Genomic DNA, 17,995 nt, shown 5'->3' with positions numbered 1-17,995 from the left:
TCCGACTAACTCGCGGAATAACCAAACTTACGGATATCAACTATCCACAGTGTGTTCTAGAAATTGTATACAGGCACAGTTAAGCCTGCGCCAGGACCAACGTCCACGCAAAAGCGAGTTGCCTTTTTATGTTCAACAGCTACGAAGTTTCATTAACACCAGAAACACGGAGCAGTCCAGCGCCACGGCCAACAGTCAGGCATACTCCAAAACAGGATCTGAAGGCCAAGTTACCCCGCACACAGAAACTTTAGATGGTAACTCTGCGCTGGCTAAATCTCGCAAAAGTTATTACTGACGGCGCGGCAAACAGCGGCAACTGGATAACATACGCAAGCCGCTGTTTCGAATACATCTGAACTGGACTCTACTGTTTGAATCAACCCGCCAAGGCTTCTGCTGGCGTCGGATTCTCTTGCGTGAAACAGCTTCGGTAGAGTGCCAGGTACTGGGCCGCAACCCAGTCGTTGGAAAATTGCTTTACCGCTTTGGTACGAGCCTGGCTTCGCAAATCATTGCTGTTTTCGGCGTCCAACACCCAGGCGATGCCTTCAGCCAGGCTGGCTTCATCGAATGCGCTCGCCAGGTATCCATTCTGCTTGTGGTCGACGATATCCAGGAGCCCGGTTGCGCCAAACGCAACGACCGGAGTGCCGCAAGCCATGGCCTCGGTCGCAGTCTGTCCAAACGCTTCCTGCAACGAGGGCACGATCATTACGTCAGCAGCGCTATAGACGTCGCGCAACTGTTCATCACAACTGATGTGGCCAAAGTAGTGGGTCTTGTAAAAGGTCTCTTGGGAATGCTCGGAACCCGAGCCACCGAAGACCGCCAATTCGATATTTGTATGCCCCTGCTCTTTCAACAAGCACAAGGCTGGTAGCAGTTTATGGAACCCCTTGCGGTCGTCGCCAACGGCCGCAACAGCGCCAAAGGCGACCAGACGGGTCGTTGTGGAGATACCCAGTCTTGCCCGCGCCAACGACCTATCCTCAGGGCGGAAGACATTCACGTCGATGGGGTTCGGGAGCTGTTTGATTGTCAGCCGATTCATGGCCGTTGATCGACGAGCACTTTTGACCATCCAGCTGCTTAGCCCTACGATCGTCAGGTTTTTGACCTGAGCATATGCATGCGCTTTCTGTGCGGCGCCGACCGCGCTGAGATCGGCTGAGTCATCGGATTTGAGCAACGGACAACGTCCGCAGCCAGAAGCAAAACCGTTGCACTCAGCATCGTAGTGACAGCCTCCGGTAAAACCCCACATGTCATGCAGTGTCCAAACGATCGGCTTGTTGATGAGTTTGAGGTCATCTACAGACAGGCCGCCGCCGTTCACCCAATGCAAATGAAGCACGTCAGCATCTGATTCATTGATCGACTTGATCAGTTTTTCATTCGGCAGCGCACCCGATGAAAACATGCTTCGTTGTCGAGCAATGATCAAAGCAGGCACCCGATCATATGCAACACGTGCCAGATAGTGCACTTTCTGCCAAGTGTTCATTTGCTGCGGATAGATACTTTTATATTCCACCTGCACGCCGGCTTGAGCCAAGGCTTCAGTGAGCCTTGATGCTGCCCTAGCGGCCCCCCCTTTTGAGCGATATGAGCTGACCAGCAGTACTTTCATGAATGGTCCTTAGTTGGATGCACGCAGCGTCAACAAATAAATCGGCTTGATGAGTCCACCAATCTTGACTCGTTAGCAATGCCGCAGAAATAACCAAGCAACATGCTAGAAAATAGAAATGATGATGCAGGCGCGGAGAATAGAAAAAGCAAGACCACAAATAAGTTCGCCAGCAATTCAACCGTATTCCTGTCCATCGCCGCTTGCTTGAACAGCGCAAAGCAACGCCCCGCACAGGTAACAAAAATAAAGGCGAAGCACAGCGTTCCCAACAGTCCGAACCGAGCGAGCAATGCATAGTTTAAGAAATGGATATTATGGGTGTGCTGCCCACCCAGCAATTGGCTATCGATAACGGACGAGTCGATGCTCTGTGTCATGTCCAGCGTGTATCCATACCCCAGTCCGAACAGTAAAGAAAACGGCAATAATGTCCTTCCCACATCGTGATTAACCAGATCACCCTCGTAGAATCGTTGCTGGAGTGGAATAGGCAGCTCCGCACCCTGACTTGATGAGAGCAGCGAAAGACTTTCATCAATCCGCCTTTCGAAGCTACTCCCTTTGATAGCGCCCGATACGCCCACGACTGCACCTACCACAGTTATAAATACAGCTATCAAGGCGATTGTTTTTATCTTTTTAAGCAAAGGCGCACTGAGCAAATAAATCGCCAACCCTCCGATTACGGCAAAGACTAACGCCCTGTTTACGCCGGCGACCTGGGGAATGACAGCGAGCAACAAGAAAAAAGTGTGGGAATGTTTTTTATGAGCCATTGAGATGATCAGTGCACATCCCCATAGAATCAGCAGCTCCGGTGGCGTTCCAACCTGAAGATTAAAAGCCCAGCAGAAAGAAGTGACGCCGATCAGAATGATTACCACACGAATAAATTTGTTGTAGGAGAGTGCGACCGTTCCAACCCTGTAGCACCAGGCGCCCAATAAGAAGGTCAATAAGAACATCAACAGATAAATAAGATCAGTAATCAGATAGAGCTTGCTGTTTTCCCTGAGTAATCCCACCACCAAATAAACCAGCCCGAGCATTTGAAGCGCCAGAACCGCCCGCCATAGATTTCCACTGGCTAATCTGGGTTTCAGCCGCGTCTGGAGCAGGAACACGCCAACAAAAACAATGGCGGCTGCCACGACCGCGAGCCGTACGAAGGGCATCGCTCTGAAGCCGACGATGCCCAGGCCGTACGTCAACATGGCCGATGTCAAAATCGCGGTCGTCAGGCAGAACGCCGGGAACACGATGATGCTGTTAGGTGTGAGACGGTGAACAGACATCGCTACTCCTTGCTGGACGAACTCGACATCAATCGGCAGTCGCGACAGGCGCGCCTGTTGGCTCGCCCGTTGGCGCTTTGGTCATGAAGTTGGGCTCGGTCTGATCCAGCATCAGGAATTCGACTAGCTCAAGCGCCACTTTGCCGGTTTCGAAGTGGCCCTTGAAGCGGGTTCGGGCGCTAGCGCTAGCCGCTTCAAGCGCGGCAGGACGGCACAGCCATTGCTCAACGATCCGGGCTGCGGCTGCGGCGTCATCTAGCGGAATAAAGCGCCCTTCGATGCCGTCATTGAATACTTCCGGAACGCCGCCGACGCGACTCGCGAAGACCGGCAAGCCTTGCGACATCGCTTCGATCAACACGATGCCAAAGCTCTCCATGTGCGAGACGTGCAAGCAGGCTCGATGGCTCGCCATCAAATGAGCCACGTCATTCACATGGCCTGTGAAGACCACATCGCTCTCTACGCCCAGTGCCTGTGCCTCCTTGACCAGAGCCGCGCGATCCGGACCGCCACCGACAAGCGTCAGCCGCAGCGGATGACCATGTTGGCGTGCGGCTGCAGCTATCTCGAGGGCATAGCGTTGATTCTTTCTGCGCTCGAGGGTCCCAACGCAGATGAGGTCGCCGATTTTGCTCTGACTGATCCCGTCAGTCCGAGATTCGGAAATGAAGTTGGGTATTACCTTCGCGTCTACGACGCTTGTCTTGGGAATCCTTAGATAGATGTTTTGCTGCATGAAGGCCGATACGAAAACCAGCTGGTCAACGAGCGGAATCACACGCGCTTCAAAAGCCTGGATGCCCCTGAACAGCCTTCCATCGTGCGCGATGATGCCCTTCCCCGCCCATTCTTCTGCCTCCGAAATATTGAAATGGGCAATCATTACTACTCGTTGAGTCGGCGATACACGCGCCGTGAGCGCCGCCTGTGCTGACATCGGGCACTGGGCATAGATCACGCATGCCCGGCCATCGGCGAGCGTTGTCTTCAGGTTCAGGTACAGAAACAACTGGTGCCAGTAGCGGTACCACCACAGACCGAAGGTGCCGCTGAGCGGCGCAACCAAGCGACGTACCGCAAATACGGGATAGACCAGCCACTTGTATCGGTCGTAAGGCGTCACCAATGTCGGCGTCGTCCGGCCGGTTTTTTCCAGCCAGTCCGACCAGGTACGAAAGTGAGTGTGCACACCGGTCTCGCCGGTTCTACGCAGCACCGTCGCAATGATGATCGGTCTGGTCATCGCGCAACCCGCCTAGTCATTGATGAGTTTTCGATAGCTTTTGATCGTCAACGCACGCGCCGTCGCCAGAATCTGCATTAACAAACTGGCCGGCAGAGTAAGTGCTGGACCGGTGATAAAGACCACCGGAAAGTACTTCACGCGCTCCCACAGCGAGGCGTCGCGAAGCGAACGGACCAGCGTGGTGTGGACAAAGGCTGTAGATTGCTTGTCGTTATTCTTCAGCACCACCCGCAGATGGTTCATTGCAAAACCGCGCAAATGTTTTGGCGTATCGATGTAAGCGTTGAGGAAGTAGCTGCTTGCAGGAATGTTCAGCACGTTGCTCATGCGCCCACCATTGACTGATGAATCGATGATCGCGCCGTACTTTTCATCGAAACCCAGGCACTCGCCCGCCTTGGCAGCACGCAGGGCGAATCCCCAGTCCTGATGCTTGGCTTGCTGAGAGTCGAAGGTCGTACCTTTGTATCGGGATCGACACAAACTGATCGTCGAGCTTCGGACATCACCGTTCTGACAGAACAGATAATCGTGCATGTCGCCCAGGTAGCGGGGAAGCTCGACCTTGAACGTCCGGTAGGTATTTCTCGCCAGATAGCGGCCGAACAGGATGCCGTAACCGTCGCGCTGGTGAAGCAGCAAACGCCGCTGTATATGCTCCGGCGCGAACACATCATCGCTGTCGAGCAGAAAGATGAATTCACCCTTCGATGCCGCTATTCCCAGGTTCCTGGAATCTGCCGCATTGCCCTTCGCGGATTTCTCGATGATCGTCAGACAAGGCGTGTCTGCGGTCACAGCGCGCAACGCCGGCATATCGGGTGACCGGTCGTCCACCAGAATGATTTCATAGCTCAGCCCGGAAACCGCCTGTAGTACGGACGCCACGGCATCCATGATGAAGGTCGAACTGTTGTAGGTCGGTATGACTATCGAGACTGTTGGCATCAGGCGTCTCCTGGCTCGATCACATGACTGGACGGGACGCTTTGCGGTTGCAGCGCGTTGGATCGTTTGGTCCGAGAAACCCGTTCACCGAGCAACTCACGTACCACCCGGTTGACGCCCGGTAGGCCAAGGGTCAATACGGACCAGCTCTGCAATTTCAGGCATTCGAACGTTTTGGCGCTAAGGGCGTTTCCGATCCAAGAGGCAAATATCTGGCTGATCAGCGTCGCGGTTGCAGCGCCCCACAGACCGAAGCGAGGGATGAGCATCAGATTCAGGCCGATGTTCATCAACAGCCCGAGCCCGAGCCGCAACGGCCGCAGATGGCCAAGATCCACCGCGACTAGATAGTTTGTACAGGCGAACCCGACAACAGAAAAGACCGCCGCCAGCATGGAGATGCCTAATATCTCAAGCGCCTGCATGTACTCAGCGCCGAACAGCAAGGGGATGGCCAGGTGTGCCGCCGCCCAGACGGTGAGCCCCGTGGCTACCGACGAAAACACCACGATATCGAAATAGGTTCGGACCTTTTCTGCGTCTGGCTTGGTGCATATGTAGGGGAAGAACGCAGTTCCGACCAGCATGGGAATCACCGCGTACGCTTCGACGACGCGAATCGTGACGCTATAGACACCGGCCTGCGCGACGCCGAGCAGCGATGCGATCATCAGTTGATCCACGCGGGTATAGACGACGATCATCAACGAACACAGCAGCATCGGTGCAGCAGGTCGCCAGAGTTCTCGCACGATCGAAACGTTGAACGCTGACAATCTTACGCGTACGGCCCCCTTGGTTGGATACAGGGAATACAGCAACAGATTCATCGCAATATCGAAGGCGGCACTGAGGCAAAACAGGATCAGCCCAGCTTCGTTCCACAGCAGCACTATCTTGACCAACGAAGAGATGCACAAACTGGAGAGGCCAATCACCGCAATATGCGAAGACTGGGATTTGGCCTGATATAGCGCCTGATAACTGTTGAAGTTGTAGAACAGCACCGACCCGATCGTGATGGCATAGGCCAACTTGTGCTCAGGTGAAAACGCTGGGGCCAGATAGATCGCGATCAAGCAAGGAATCGCGATCAGGGCGCTCGCAGCGAGCCTGCATATAACGGTCGTACTGAGCAGCTGGCTGTCAGGGTATTTCTGTTGCGTGAATTCCTTGATGAGTATTTGATCCAGACCCAAGTTGCCCATTGCCCAGATAATGGTTGCCACACTAAGCCCCAGGCTGAGTACGCCGAAATCCTGCGGACCAAGCTGGTTAGCGACCAGGCCAATCAAAACAAAGGCAACGGCCAGTTTGGTTATCTTTTCCAACAACAGCCAAACGGAGTTCTTGATGTATCTTTTCACAGGTGGGTTCCATCCAGGGGGCAATGCGTTTATTAGCGTGACGACCATTCCATTCGTGGCGGGTTTCAGCTGGGCGAGCCTGACCCGTACTGGTAGTAGTCGTAATAACTGCTATATCGATAGCCATGCCTTTCCGCTTTTTTGATATCCACTTGATTCAGGATCACCCAGTCCACCGGAGTAGCGTTCTGCCGCAGCTGGGCAACGCCGCGCTCCACTTCGGTGCTGGACGTCACCTCGCTTCGCACGATGAACAACAGCGCTTCCGCATGTGCCGCCAAGACCATCGCATCGCTAACACCCTGAGTGGGTGGCGAGTCGACAACGATGCGGTCGTATCGGGTCTTCAGTGCTTCGATCAAAGCTGAAAACCGGCTCGACGAAAGCAGGCTCAGAGGATCTCGCACGGCGGTGCCGGCGCAGATCATGTCGACGCCGCTGACCTGTGTGATGCAGCTTTCCAGGCTGGCCCGGTTCTCGATGATGTCGGTCAGACCCATGCTGCCCTTGGGCCGTCCGAAGTTTTTGGCCAGCGTCGGCTTGCGTAGGTCTGCGTCGATCAGGATGACCTTGCCCAACTGAGCGAGGGCATGGGCGAGGTTGGCCGATAGCGTGCTCTTCCCCTCGCCGGGCAATGCCGACGTCGTCACGATGACCTGGCTGTAATGGTCGGTATTGGCCATTTCGAGCTTGGTCCGGATGGTGCGAATCGTCTCCGTGAAAAGAGGGTTGTTGCCTTCCGAATACATTCTTGCCAGCTGTGCGCCCTGTGCCTGTTGCACCAACGGCACGATGCCCAGCACAGGAATGTTCAGCTTGTTCTCGATGTCCTCGGTGGTCGTGAATGTGTCATTCAACACATCCTTGACCACACCCGTACCGGCTACGAAGAACAACGCGATCAAGCCAGCCACTGCAACGATCAATGGCCTGTTTGGCTTGACCGGTTCCTCTGGCACCATCGCCCGATCGACGACATGCACATTGACGCTGTTCTGATCGGCGGTGGCCGCAGTCTCCTTCAAGCGGACCAGAAACGTGTCGTAGAGCGCCCGGTTCGCCTCGACCTCTAGCGCCAACTCGCGGACTTTGAATTCTTTGCTGGACAGATTCTGGATCTGATACTTGTTCGAGTCGAACAGCGCTTGCTGGGATTGCTCATTGGCGACAGCCAATTGATAGTTCCGCTGAATACCCGAGACCACCTGGCTGACCTGCGTCTTAAGGCTGGCCGTGGCGGCATCGAGATCGGCCTTTGCAGCGATGAGTTCCGGATGGCCAGGCCCATAGCGCTGCGACACCTCATCGACGCGCGCAGCCGCTTGCGCCTTGGTCGCCTTAAACTGTTGGATGACCGGGTCCGACAGTACTGCCGGCACGCTGGCCAGCTCGTCGAGGCGGGAGCCTTTCATTGCTTCCACTTGGCGGAACTGGCTTTCCGATTCTGCCCGCTGGCGCCGAGCATTGATCAAACGATCACTGGTCAGCGTCAGCTCGGTGGCGGCGATCGTCGAGATACCCTGTAGATCAACCAGCCCCTCGGATTCGCGATAGGCCTGGAGCCGGTTTTCCGACTCCTGGAGTTTCTGCCGCAGTTCTTCTAGGCGGCTGTCCATCCAGGCCGTGGCCGTCGCAGACGTGGCAACCCCCGCCTCGAACTTGCTCGCTATGTAGCCTTCGACCAGAGCATTGGCTGCTTTCATGGCGACATACGAATCAGCCAGGAGCACCTCGACCGCGACCACCTGGCTTTTGCCCCGCGGGTTCACACTGATTGCCGCCATTAGTTTTTCGGTGGCCCTGTCGAACGCCTTGGAAGATGTGCCTTCACCTTGGGCAGCTTGGTCTGGCTGTTTCGTACGAACGAACGCGCCGAGTCGAGCGAACCAGGTTCCCACTCCTTGCCCTACTGACAGAGGCTGCGCAGCAAATTCCGGGTGATTGACCAGGTCAAGCTGGCGCACCACCCGCTCGGCCAACCCGCGAGACTTGAGCAGCTCAATTTCGGTCTGCAGAAAGTCGTTGTTGAGCGTTTCATTCTGATTGGCCTGTTCAATGGCCAATAGCTTCGCCCGCTCGCTCTCGACCAGAAGCGTGGCGCCGGCGCGATACAGCGGCGTCATCCAGGATGTTGCCCATGCAGCGGCCAGCGCTGCGAACAGCATGACGCCCAGAATCAGCCACTTGCGCAACCAGACACTCATCCAGAGTTTGCGCAGGTCGAGTTCAGCCTCGGCAGGGCCATGCGGCACCGCCGTCAGGTGATGCTCAATCGAAGGGGGTTTGCTGGTCATATCAAGCTCGCAAGGTGAGGAACCGCACTAGAAGAATCCTTCTTCGATGGTCACGGTGTCGCCCGGATATACAGGCGTATCCATCGACGCTTTGGTCGGGCCCTGACCCGGGTCTAGATTGCGGATGATGGTGATTCGCTTTGCTGATGCCCTTTCGGTCAATCCCCCGGCGAGCGCGGCGGCACGGCGCAAGGTCAAGCCCGGCTGATAGGGATAACCGCCGGGCAATTTCACCTCACCGATGATGTAGAAGTTTCGGTATTCAAGTACATTTACCGAAACGCGCGGACTTACCAGATATTTTCCCTTCAGCGCTTTCAGCAGTAACTCCTCGACTTGTGCAACAGTCTTACCGTTCGCCATTACTTCGCCAATAAACGGATAGGAGAACGACCCAGCGTCGGTTAGCCGAAGTTCTTCAAATGTCAGGTCCGGTTCGCCAAGCACCCTGATATTGATGACGTCACCAGCGGACATCCGATATTGAGAAATTACGTCGGCTCGAGTCCCATCGCTGATTAACATCAACAACAACGTAAGCAACCCGTAAACTATGCGTATCGACATCACTGTTCTCCTCGCTCCTTTTTTCACCTACCAACTGAACGATTAACTAACCCCTTGAATTCTGTATTGTCGTTCATTGATCAAGTGAAGCCGCTTTGCGTTCAGCCACGCTCCCGCCAGGAACCTAATGCCCTTGTTGAGTTAACGCCTTGTACGAATTCGGTGAGTGTGAATAAGTTAGAGTACTGCTTCGAACGTTAGGCAGGATGTACTGGCCTGACCGATGTATTCGAAACGGTCAGGCGACACTCCTGATTGAGTAGTCTCAACAGCAGAACGGCGCGCTCTGCGCCGTCTGAGGCCAGGAAAATCGCGTCGATACCGGTGTTCTGCCCGATTCTTACCTGAACCTTGCTCCCTGGCTCAGGCGTTCGGGCTCTGTCGCAACGTTCCTTTATCTGCTCGATAAGCTCGTTGCTGACCGGGTACGGCCGATTGTCAAAACCAACGACCCGAAGTACACCACGGGTGCAGCGAAGACTATGCCAGTTTGAGTCCGAAGAAAGCCGGACAAACATGTAACCAGGAAATAATGCCTGCTCTGATTTGTTCGTCGAAGCTCTACCGATAGTTGTAACTGCACCGGTGTGCAGAGTGGGTAGGTAGCAGATATAGCCCTGCTCTAACAGGTTTGCCAGCGCCCTAGGCTCTTGTCTGGATTTGCAATGGATCAAGAACCAAGCAGTACAAGGCGAAATCGAATCCTTCGTCATATAAACCAAATCCAACAGTTCGAGAGGTATCTGTTTTTAATGCGCGCTTAACAGCGCTTTCCAGCACCGCACTACCGTTTGCCGTGTAAAAACTATGGAAGCCTTTGTTTGCGGGTGCAAGACCGAATCGCTTGTATAAAGCGACCAGGCGCAGCGGCGCTAACAATTAGATCGCTATTCCACTCGTCGGATACTGAATCATAATCAGGGGATAATTAATCCGCCCCTGTTTAGAGAAAACCAAACAACAATGCTGTGATACATGGCTAAACTCGAGCTCTTTAACCATACAAAAAGTGCGCCTAAAAGCGTGCTAGAGCCCTTCTCCGGTGCATTACGATCCCGGCTGCGCTTGTTCATAACCGAAATAAAATGTAACGCCGGCTATTAATCAGGGGCATGGCGAAAAATGGAAATGGCATTAGCTCCGTTTCGTAACATTTTTAAGCGCTGGTGCCGACGAACGGTTCTTTTTTTTGTAGGAATGACGGGCCTGAAACGGCGGTTCAGAGCCTTCCGCGGGGCTCAACGATGCTGGCATGCTCGTCCGCCCATGATGGCATCAAGGGCGCGGCCAGCCCGTTTCGGTCATTTCATGGCTATTCGGTCACGCATCTCATCGGTGATTTGCTGGTCCGCCTCGTCGATGCCTGCCCACGGGTCGTCATCGCCCTGCTCTTCCAAACGCGGAATCAGGTTGCGGATGGTCCAGATGTTGGCGCCCTTGAGATCGGCCAGTTCGTCTCGATGGATAGGCACAGAGACAGCGAGCCCCTCGCGTGCACGTACCGAATAAGCCGCGACAGTGCTCGCGCCCTTACTGTTACGCAGGTAGTCGATAAAGATGCGCCCGACTCGATTCTTCGGCCCGCTGACTGCAGAGAAGTGCTGCGGCATCAACTTCGCCATGTACTGCGCAATCGCCTGGCTGAACGCTTTTACTTCTTTCCAGTTATGTACGGGTTTTAGCGGCACTATGATGTGCAACCCCTTACCACCGCTGGTTTTCAGGTACGACTGCAGTCCGATCTCGTCGAGCAGGGTCTGAGTCAGCTGAGTGGCTTCGAGCATGCGTTTCCAGGGCAGTGCGGGGTCAGGGTCGAGATCGAGCACAAAGCGATCCGGGTGGTCGAGCACCGGCGCCACGGCATTCCAGGTGTGCAGTTCTATCGTGCCCATCTGCGCCGCACTGACGAGCGCTTCAGCTGTGTCGATGGTCATCAATGCTGCATGGTTGGGGAACAGCGAAGTGTCAAGCTGAGTGACATGCGGGATGCTCAGCTTCTCGGTGTGCTTCTGAAAAAACAGCTCGCCGTCGATTCCCTCTGGAGCGCGGACCAACGCAAGCGGACGCTTACTCAGGTGCGGCAGCGCCCAAGGCGCGACCTCGGCATAGAAGCGCGCCAGCTCAATCTTGGTCGCACCGATGGACTTGTCGATGATGCGCTCGGGATTGGAAATCTTGATCTTGCCACCCGCCGTGTTCGGGGCCGGGTTGTTTTTAGCCTTCGCGGTGCCGGTTGCCTTGGCCGCTTTCGCAGCGCGTTCATGGGTGATTGCTTTGGCCGGTTTATCCGAGCGCAGGCCATGAAAGACCGAATGGCGAACCACGCCCTGGCGGGTCATCTCCGCATAGGCGACCTCGCACATCAGCTCGGGCTTTAGCCAGTGCGCGCCACGAACATCGGCGGCGGGCGGTGCTTTGGCTAACGGGCTTTTATCGACCTCTAGCGGCTTGAGCTTGGCGTGCAAGCTTTCCAGGGTGGCGTGGTTGAAGCCTGTTCCTACTTTTCCCGCGTATAGCAACTGACCTTGCTTATCGTGGAGGCCCAGCAGGAGCGCGCCGAACCCGCTGCGGGCGCCCTTGGGATCGGTGTAGCCGACGATGACGAACTCCTGCCGATTGTTGCACTTGATCTTGACCCAGCTGTTGCTCCGCCGGGAGACATAGGTGCTGCCTGCACGCTTGCCGATCAACCCTTCAAGTTTCATCTGGCATGCGCTTTCGAGCATGCTCTCCGGCTGGTCGGTAAAGTCGGCGGAGTACCGAAGCAACTCACTCTCGTCAGCCTCCAGTACTTGATTCAGAGCGGCCCGGCGTTCCTCCAACGCAACCTCGCGCAGATCCATGCCATTCAGATAGGGCATGTCGAACAGGTAATAAATGATCCTGCCGCTGCGCCCTGCTTCGAAGGCGTTCTGTAGTGCCTGGAAATCTGGCGTGCCGTCTTCATCGGGCACTACCACTTCGCCGTCCAGCCAGGCCGACGCCAGACCTAGCCCGGCCAGCGCTTCGGCTTGCGGTGGCATCTTGTGCGTCCAGTCATGGCCGTTACGCGTGAAGAGCTGGACCTTGCCAGCCTCGATGCGCGCCATGATGCGATACCCGTCGAATTTGATTTCATAGCGCCAGTCACCGTCAGGCACCGAGTCAACCAGCGTAGCAAGCTGCGGTTTCAAGCTTTCCGGCAATGGGGCCTGTTTGGCGCCGGACAGCGTCGCGTTTGGTTCATCCTTGCGGCTGCGCCGAGGAGCAGGCGTCTTGACGGCTTTGGTTGCCGCTGGGGGCTTGGCTTTACCTCGCTTGCGGGGAATCAGAGCTCGATCGCTCAGCACACTGTCTGGCTGCTCTTCGACGATGTTGTAATCGCTCTCTGGCCTGGCCGCATCATCATTGGATTTGATCAGAAACCACTGTTCCTTCCCGCCCTCCATGCGGGTGCGAACCAGATTCCAGGTACCGCTGAGTTTTTCCCCTTCAAGGCTGAACTTGAGCTTGCCTTTGCGATAACCCTCTTGCGGATCTCCCTCCGGAACCCACACGCCGCGATCCCAGACGATGACATCGCCCGCTCCGTAGTGTCCTTTCGGGATGCTGCCTTCGAACGTTGCGTATTCGAGGGGATGATCCTCGACATGCACGGCCAGACGTCGGGATTTCGGGTCTAGCGACGGCCCTTTGGGAACAGCCCAGCTTTTCAGCGTCCCATCGAGTTCCAATCGGAAGTCATAGTGCAGCCGAGTCGCGTCGTGCTTCTGGATGCAATATTGCAAGGCATGGGCTTTGCGGCGTTTGCCAGTACCGCTCTCACCGCCAGGCTCGGGGGTCGCGCTGAAGTCGCGCTTTCGGTTGTATTCGTCCAAGGCCATGGCAGCGACTCCGTTATCGTTTTGGTCGAGCTGCAAGCCGTCTGCCAAGCGGTTGCGCTAGGGTGTTTACATCTCGGCGAGGCCTGCTAGCGTTTGTAGAAGTTGAAAAACCAAGGCTGCGCCGCCTCGGCGCGAGCCATTCACATCACATGCGGACATCGATGGGAGGAAGGATCATGGGTACACGTCTACCTCTACCCACCATAGAGAACATCCTTCGCGACTATCTCCACCCTTTCCGCTGTGACTGCCATGCGCAGGAAGACAGCCATCTCACCGTGCGACTCTATGAAGACATCGCTGAGGGTGAAGAACTCACGGTGCTCGGCATTACCGACGACCAGTGCCGGGATGCCGCAAACCTGGTCCGCCTGGCTCAGGAGCTGCGTTTCGAACTCTATGCGACCCGCAGCGGTATGCCGGTCGCTGCGGGTGTCGCCAAGGTTGTCGGCAGCTAGCCATTCGGCGTCGCATCACCGACATTCCAGCGGCTGCGCTATCACCGCTTCGCTTCTGTATGCGGTTCGGCAGCTCGGGTCAGATAGGCCTGAGTCAGCTCGGCCAGGTGGCTGCGCATCCACTCGGCCATCGCGACTTCTTCACCGAGGATGCGGGTGCAGATATCAGCGGTTTCGGTGTCGCCAACCGCCTTGGCTGCAGCAATGAGGATCTCGTATGAGGCGATCTCAAGGTTCTCGAAGACGTAGCCCATCTGCGCGCCTTTGACGATTTCGTCATTGACCATCATCCCGCCCATGGCCTGCCCCATCGCCATCATCTTGCCGCCCAGGTCCTTGAAACCTGAGTAGGACTTGTCGTAACGCTGCAGACAGCTCTCGATCAGCTTCGCCTGGTTTTGCGTTTCGGTAATGTGCTGCTCGATCCGAGCCTTGAGCTGCGGATAATGCTCAATGCGGCTGGCCTGCTTGTTGAGCATGGTTTCAGCCTGCGCTTCCATGGCATGCGCGTCGCGAAGCCATTCAATCAATCGTTCAATGCGGACGTCATTTCCCGTCTGAGCGCTTTGCATGTTTCTCTCCCACTGGTTTGGATAGCCATCAGGGCGTTATCGCTGCCCTGTTGTTATGTGTGAGAGATGGCAGGCCAGCAAGGTTCCGCGGACCCGACTGGCTGCACTGCCATGAACTTTGCATAGGGCAACCAGTCCCTCATGCAACGGATTAGACGGAGCTGACCTCATCGAATTTCTAGATCCCCTCCTCCAGTGGGAAAACTACATCACCGAACCGGCGTTACGCACGGTTCTGGCCTCCGCCTTCGTCGTGGTCTTGCTCAGTGTATTCAGCCGAGTGCTGACGGCCGTGATGCTGCGGCTGGGCCGCGGATTTCTGCTTACCAAAGCCGTCTCGGAGCAGCTGGAAAAGCCCATCCGCGTGTTGCTGCCGCTGCTCGGCCTGCAAGCTGTGCTGGCGGCGGCCAGTGACGACCTGGCCTTGATCAGTCTCGCTCGACGCCTCACCGCATTGGTCATGATTGCCTGCTTCACCTGGCTGGCCATGCGACTGATGCGAGGGCTTGAACAGGCCGTACGACTTAGAAACCCCGTCGACGTCAGCGACAACTTGCGTGCGCGCCAGATCCAGACGCAATCGCGGGTGCTGTTGCGGACGCTGAGCTTCTTCATCCTCTTGATCGGTGCCGCCGGAATGCTCATGACGTTTCCGGGTGCTCGCCAGTTCGGCGCCAGTCTGCTGGCCTCGGCGGGTCTCGCCGGCCTGGCCGTCGGCTTCGCTGCGCGCCCGGTGCTGGCCAACCTGATTGCCGGTATACAGATCGCAATCACCCAGCCAATTCGTCTGGATGACGTGGTGATCGTCGAAGACGAGTGGGGGCGGATCGAGGAAATAACCGGCACCTACGTGGTGGTGCGGATCTGGGATGACCGCAGGCTGGTGGTTCCTCTGCAGTATTTTATCGAGAAGCCCTTCCAGAACTGGACACGCCGTAATTCCAGCATCATCGGCTCAGTGTTTCTTTGGGTCGATTACTCGCTGCCACTGGAGCCCGTGCGCGAGGAGCTGCGCCGCCTTTGCCGTGAGGTGCCTGAGTTATGGGACGGGCGCGTGATCGTGCTGCAGGTAACCGATACCAGCGAGAAGTCAATCCAGGTGCGGGTGCTGGTCAGTTCGCCAGATTCATCGCGCGCCTGGGATCTGCGCTGCCACCTGCGCGAGGCGTTGATCAACTTCATCCAGCGCGAGTATCCCGGCTGCTTGCCGCAGCTGCGCGCGGATCTCAACGTGGGCCGGAAGCCAAATGTCGAACATTCCGTTCCCGACCATATCGAGCCCGAACGTCAGCCGCCGGTGTGACCACAGGAATCATGCCGGCTGTGCTGCAATATGGGGCGTTACGTTGCGAACTGTCGTCTGTCGGTGCGCGGACGCAGTCACCGCAAAGTCATTCGTGCTCACGCAGTTTGCGTACCAGCTGTTCGTATTTGCTCGGCAACTGCTCTAGCCCGTAGCGAGCTGCCTGTTTACGAATGGCCACGCGATCACCTTCGAACTGAACGGTCTCGCTGATGCTTACTTGGCGCTCCCCTTGCATCAGTGCAAAGGCGTAACACTGTGTACCGCCGGCATCCTCTCCGCTGTCGTCGGCCACACCGGTGTTTGCAATGGCGATATCGGCAACGCTGGCGTTCAGCGCGCCGATGGCCATTTCGGTGGCGACCTCTTCGCTGGTAAGGCCAAAGGTTTCGATGGTTTCGAAACTGACGTGCAGCAGCTGGTTCTTCGCCTTTGGCGAGTAGACAACGAATCCGCTGTCGAGCGCTCTGCCACAGCCCGGGATGTCGCCTAACAGGGAGGCCATCAGGCCACAGGTGCAGGATTCCGCAGTGGTCAACATCATCTGTTTGTCACGAAGAAACCGCACGATTTCAGCAAGGTCTTGCATGGTCTTGACTCCGGCTTTCGTCTTGAAAAAAGCTGACTTGAGTCAAATTTCCGAGGCAATACCCAAGGGCAAAGTTCCAAGCTTCAGTATTCCGCCTAAAGGCGAGAACTATTTCACGGCGTGCCGGTCTTGTTTCAGGGTAGGGCCAACGCAGCTCTACGCCGCTCCACACGCGGCCTCAATACAGAAAATTCAGCTTTGTCGTGCTCATGGTTTGCGGCGCCGCGGCGGTGCTGCATGGAAGAAACGTGCTTGTAGCAGGCTTGGCAAAGAGGCCGGCCGCTTGGGGAGAGGTAAATTATGAGTATTGCTGCTGTGAACGCCCGGCCTGTCAGCTTGAATATCGCACAACGCCTGGCACCGCCAGCAGAGCGACCCCTGCTGCAATTGCGCAGCACGCAGGACGACAAGAAGAAAATACTTTTCGTGACGTCCGAGTTGACCGATCTGGTCAAGACCGGCGGCCTGGCCGATGTGTCTGCAGCCCTCCCCCGAGCCCTGAGTGATCTACACGACGTGCGCGTGCTCATCCCCGGCTACACCCAGGTGATGCAGTGCGGCGAACCGATACGGATTGTCGGCAGCGTAATCTCCCACGCTGACCTGCCGCCGAGCCGCATCGGCCGGCTAGACATGCCTGACGGCCTGATCATCTACGTGGTGATCTGCCCGGAACTCTACGAGCGTGACGGCCTGCCGTATGGCGATGAGCATGGCCAGGACTGGCCGGATAACCCGGTGCGCTTTGCCCGCCTGTGCATGGCAGCGACCGATATCGCCGACGGCACGGCGGGCATTCGTTGGACACCCGATCTGGTCCACGCCCATGACTGGCCGACCGGCCTGACACCTGCCTACATGCACTGGCGCGGGCTTACCACGCCGAGTGTTTTCACCATTCACAACCTGGCGTACCAGGGCAACATCGATATGAGCCTGCGCCGCTCGCTGGCCATTCCTCTGGAAGGCTGCGGCCCCGAGCGCATGGAGTTTTATGGCTCGCTGTCGCTGCTCAAAGCCGGCATCGCCTATGCAAACCATGTGACCACTGTCAGCGCGACCTATGCCGAGGAAATCACCACGCCGGAATTCGGTTGCGGCATGGAAGGTTTCCTCAGCATGAAGGCACGCCAAGGCCTGCTCAGCGGCTTGCTCAACGGCATCGAAGAAAGCTGGGAGCCGCGCAGCTGTTCTCATCTGGTCAGCCCGTTCGGCCCGAACGATTGGTCCGGCAAACAGGCCAACGCGGCGCACGTGCGCGAACTGTTCGAGCTGGACGCAGGTGATGGCCCGCTGTTCTCGGTGGTGTCTCGCCTGGTGCACCAGAAAGGCATCGACCTGACCATCGCGGTTGCCGAAACCATTGTGGAACGCGGCGGCCAGCTCGCCATCCTGGGTCGTGGCGAGCCACACATCGAAGACGAGGTTCGCCGCCTGGTCGAGCGTTTCCCCGGCCGTGTCGGTGCGCATATCGGCTTCAACGAAACCGACGCCCGGCGCCTGTTTGCCGGCAGTGACTTCCTGCTCATGCCATCGCGCTACGAGCCGTGCGGCCTGAGCCAGATGTACGCACAGCGCTTCGCGTCATTGCCGATAGCCCACCGCACGGGCGGCCTGGCGGACAGCATCGACGACGGCGTCACCGGGTTCCTCTTCGGTGAAGCCACCGTCGACAGCTATCGCGGCGCAGTCGAACGCGCCCTGTCGGTGCATCAGAACGCCCAATTACTCAATGCGATGCGCTGCCGTGCCATGAGTGGGGGATTTTTCTGGAGTCATGCGATCGAACCCTATGACCGGTTGTACCAACGCCTGCTGGGCGGACGACGCGAGGTCAGTGCCACTATCTAACGA

At 56.8% G+C, this 17,995-nt stretch carries 14 protein-coding genes; 3 read left to right on the top strand and 11 right to left on the bottom strand.

What is annotated here, in order from left to right; all coding sequences use genetic code 11:
• Positions 1–379 precede the first annotated feature (379 nt).
• The 9 genes from ACSSNI_RS06500 to ligD all read right to left on the bottom strand — a co-directional run bounded on the left by ACSSNI_RS06500 (position 380) and on the right by ligD (position 13,219).
• The gene (locus ACSSNI_RS06500) at positions 380–1,633 is read right to left on the bottom strand and encodes a glycosyltransferase family 4 protein (protein WP_148924200.1); all 1,254 of its coding nucleotides are present in this window, start codon (positions 1,631–1,633) and stop codon (positions 380–382) included.
• Between the two features lie 29 nt (positions 1,634–1,662).
• Positions 1,663–2,931 (bottom strand): hypothetical protein, encoded by a 1,269-nt coding sequence (locus tag ACSSNI_RS06495; protein ID WP_200636782.1) that lies wholly within the window; start codon positions 2,929–2,931, stop codon positions 1,663–1,665.
• A gap of 28 nt (positions 2,932–2,959) precedes the next feature.
• Positions 2,960–4,177: a glycosyltransferase family 4 protein gene (locus ACSSNI_RS06490; protein WP_200636783.1), complete on the bottom strand. Its 1,218-nt coding sequence runs from the start codon at positions 4,175–4,177 to the stop codon at positions 2,960–2,962.
• A gap of 12 nt (positions 4,178–4,189) precedes the next feature.
• Entirely contained in the window at positions 4,190–5,128 is a 939-nt protein-coding gene (locus ACSSNI_RS06485) for a glycosyltransferase family 2 protein (protein ID WP_200636784.1), read from the bottom strand.
• Entirely contained in the window at positions 5,128–6,495 is a 1,368-nt protein-coding gene (locus tag ACSSNI_RS06480; RefSeq protein WP_200636785.1) for a flippase, read from the bottom strand. The genes ACSSNI_RS06485 and ACSSNI_RS06480 overlap by 1 nt, the downstream gene beginning before the upstream one ends.
• A 65-nt stretch (positions 6,496–6,560) precedes the next feature.
• Complete coding sequence (locus ACSSNI_RS06475) at positions 6,561–8,789, bottom strand: GumC family protein (protein ID WP_200636787.1); 2,229 nt, start codon at positions 8,787–8,789, stop codon at positions 6,561–6,563.
• Between the two features lie 27 nt (positions 8,790–8,816).
• Positions 8,817–9,356 carry a polysaccharide biosynthesis/export family protein gene (locus ACSSNI_RS06470; RefSeq protein ID WP_200636788.1) on the bottom strand — a complete coding sequence of 180 codons (540 nt, stop codon included), beginning with the start codon at positions 9,354–9,356 and terminating at the stop codon, positions 8,817–8,819.
• Between the two features lie 197 nt (positions 9,357–9,553).
• Positions 9,554–10,069, bottom strand: a complete 516-nt coding sequence (locus tag ACSSNI_RS06465) for a transcription termination/antitermination NusG family protein (RefSeq protein WP_200636789.1) — start codon at positions 10,067–10,069, stop codon at positions 9,554–9,556.
• A 588-nt stretch (positions 10,070–10,657) separates the two neighbouring features.
• Entirely contained in the window at positions 10,658–13,219 is a 2,562-nt protein-coding gene (ligD, locus tag ACSSNI_RS06460; RefSeq protein WP_200636790.1) for a DNA ligase D, read from the bottom strand.
• A gap of 176 nt (positions 13,220–13,395) precedes the next feature.
• Between ligD and ACSSNI_RS06455 the strand changes: the two genes are divergently transcribed.
• Complete coding sequence (locus ACSSNI_RS06455; protein ID WP_200636791.1) at positions 13,396–13,677, top strand: DUF1652 domain-containing protein; 282 nt, start codon at positions 13,396–13,398, stop codon at positions 13,675–13,677.
• A gap of 41 nt (positions 13,678–13,718) precedes the next feature.
• Here the strand turns inward: ACSSNI_RS06455 and ACSSNI_RS06450 are convergent, their stop codons facing one another.
• Positions 13,719–14,249, bottom strand: coding sequence for a ferritin-like domain-containing protein (locus ACSSNI_RS06450; protein WP_102835259.1), 531 nt, complete (start codon positions 14,247–14,249; stop codon positions 13,719–13,721).
• Between the two features lie 259 nt (positions 14,250–14,508).
• On the opposite strand from ACSSNI_RS06450, the gene ACSSNI_RS06445 reads away from it, so the two are divergent.
• Positions 14,509–15,552 carry a mechanosensitive ion channel family protein gene (locus tag ACSSNI_RS06445; protein WP_325166551.1) on the top strand — a complete coding sequence of 348 codons (1,044 nt, stop codon included), beginning with the start codon at positions 14,509–14,511 and terminating at the stop codon, positions 15,550–15,552.
• An 88-nt stretch (positions 15,553–15,640) separates the two neighbouring features.
• Here the strand turns inward: ACSSNI_RS06445 and ACSSNI_RS06440 are convergent, their stop codons facing one another.
• Positions 15,641–16,141: a CinA family protein gene (locus ACSSNI_RS06440; RefSeq protein WP_200636792.1), complete on the bottom strand. Its 501-nt coding sequence runs from the start codon at positions 16,139–16,141 to the stop codon at positions 15,641–15,643.
• Between the two features lie 300 nt (positions 16,142–16,441).
• On the opposite strand from ACSSNI_RS06440, the gene glgA reads away from it, so the two are divergent.
• A complete protein-coding gene (gene glgA / locus ACSSNI_RS06435) occupies positions 16,442–17,992 on the top strand; it encodes a glycogen synthase GlgA (RefSeq protein WP_148924191.1) in 1,551 nt (516 codons plus the stop codon).
• Positions 17,993–17,995: the final 3 nt, after the last annotated feature.

This window comes from Stutzerimonas tianxiuensis (genome assembly GCF_053470365.1).
This window is presented reverse-complemented; position numbering and strand designations above follow the sequence as displayed.

Excerpts from the sequence above, each read along its gene's own strand:
- ACSSNI_RS06500 (WP_148924200.1), bottom strand. The coding sequence starts at position 1,633 with ATGAAAGTACTGCTGGTCAGCTCATATCGCTCAAAAGGGGGGGCCGCT.
- ACSSNI_RS06495 (WP_200636782.1), bottom strand. The coding sequence starts at position 2,931 with ATGTCTGTTCACCGTCTCACACCTAACAGCATCATCGTGTTCCCGGCG.
- ACSSNI_RS06490 (WP_200636783.1), bottom strand. The coding sequence starts at position 4,177 with ATGACCAGACCGATCATCATTGCGACGGTGCTGCGTAGAACCGGCGAG.
- ACSSNI_RS06485 (WP_200636784.1), bottom strand. The coding sequence starts at position 5,128 with ATGCCAACAGTCTCGATAGTCATACCGACCTACAACAGTTCGACCTTC.
- ACSSNI_RS06475 (WP_200636787.1), bottom strand. The coding sequence starts at position 8,789 with ATGACCAGCAAACCCCCTTCGATTGAGCATCACCTGACGGCGGTGCCG.
- ACSSNI_RS06470 (WP_200636788.1), bottom strand. The coding sequence starts at position 9,356 with ATGTCGATACGCATAGTTTACGGGTTGCTTACGTTGTTGTTGATGTTA.
- ACSSNI_RS06465 (WP_200636789.1), bottom strand. The coding sequence starts at position 10,069 with ATGACGAAGGATTCGATTTCGCCTTGTACTGCTTGGTTCTTGATCCAT.
- ligD (WP_200636790.1), bottom strand. The coding sequence starts at position 13,219 with ATGGCCTTGGACGAATACAACCGAAAGCGCGACTTCAGCGCGACCCCC.
- ACSSNI_RS06455 (WP_200636791.1), top strand. The coding sequence starts at position 13,396 with ATGGGTACACGTCTACCTCTACCCACCATAGAGAACATCCTTCGCGAC.
- ACSSNI_RS06450 (WP_102835259.1), bottom strand. The coding sequence starts at position 14,249 with ATGCAAAGCGCTCAGACGGGAAATGACGTCCGCATTGAACGATTGATT.
- ACSSNI_RS06440 (WP_200636792.1), bottom strand. The coding sequence starts at position 16,141 with ATGCAAGACCTTGCTGAAATCGTGCGGTTTCTTCGTGACAAACAGATG.
- glgA (WP_148924191.1), top strand. The coding sequence starts at position 16,442 with ATGAGTATTGCTGCTGTGAACGCCCGGCCTGTCAGCTTGAATATCGCA.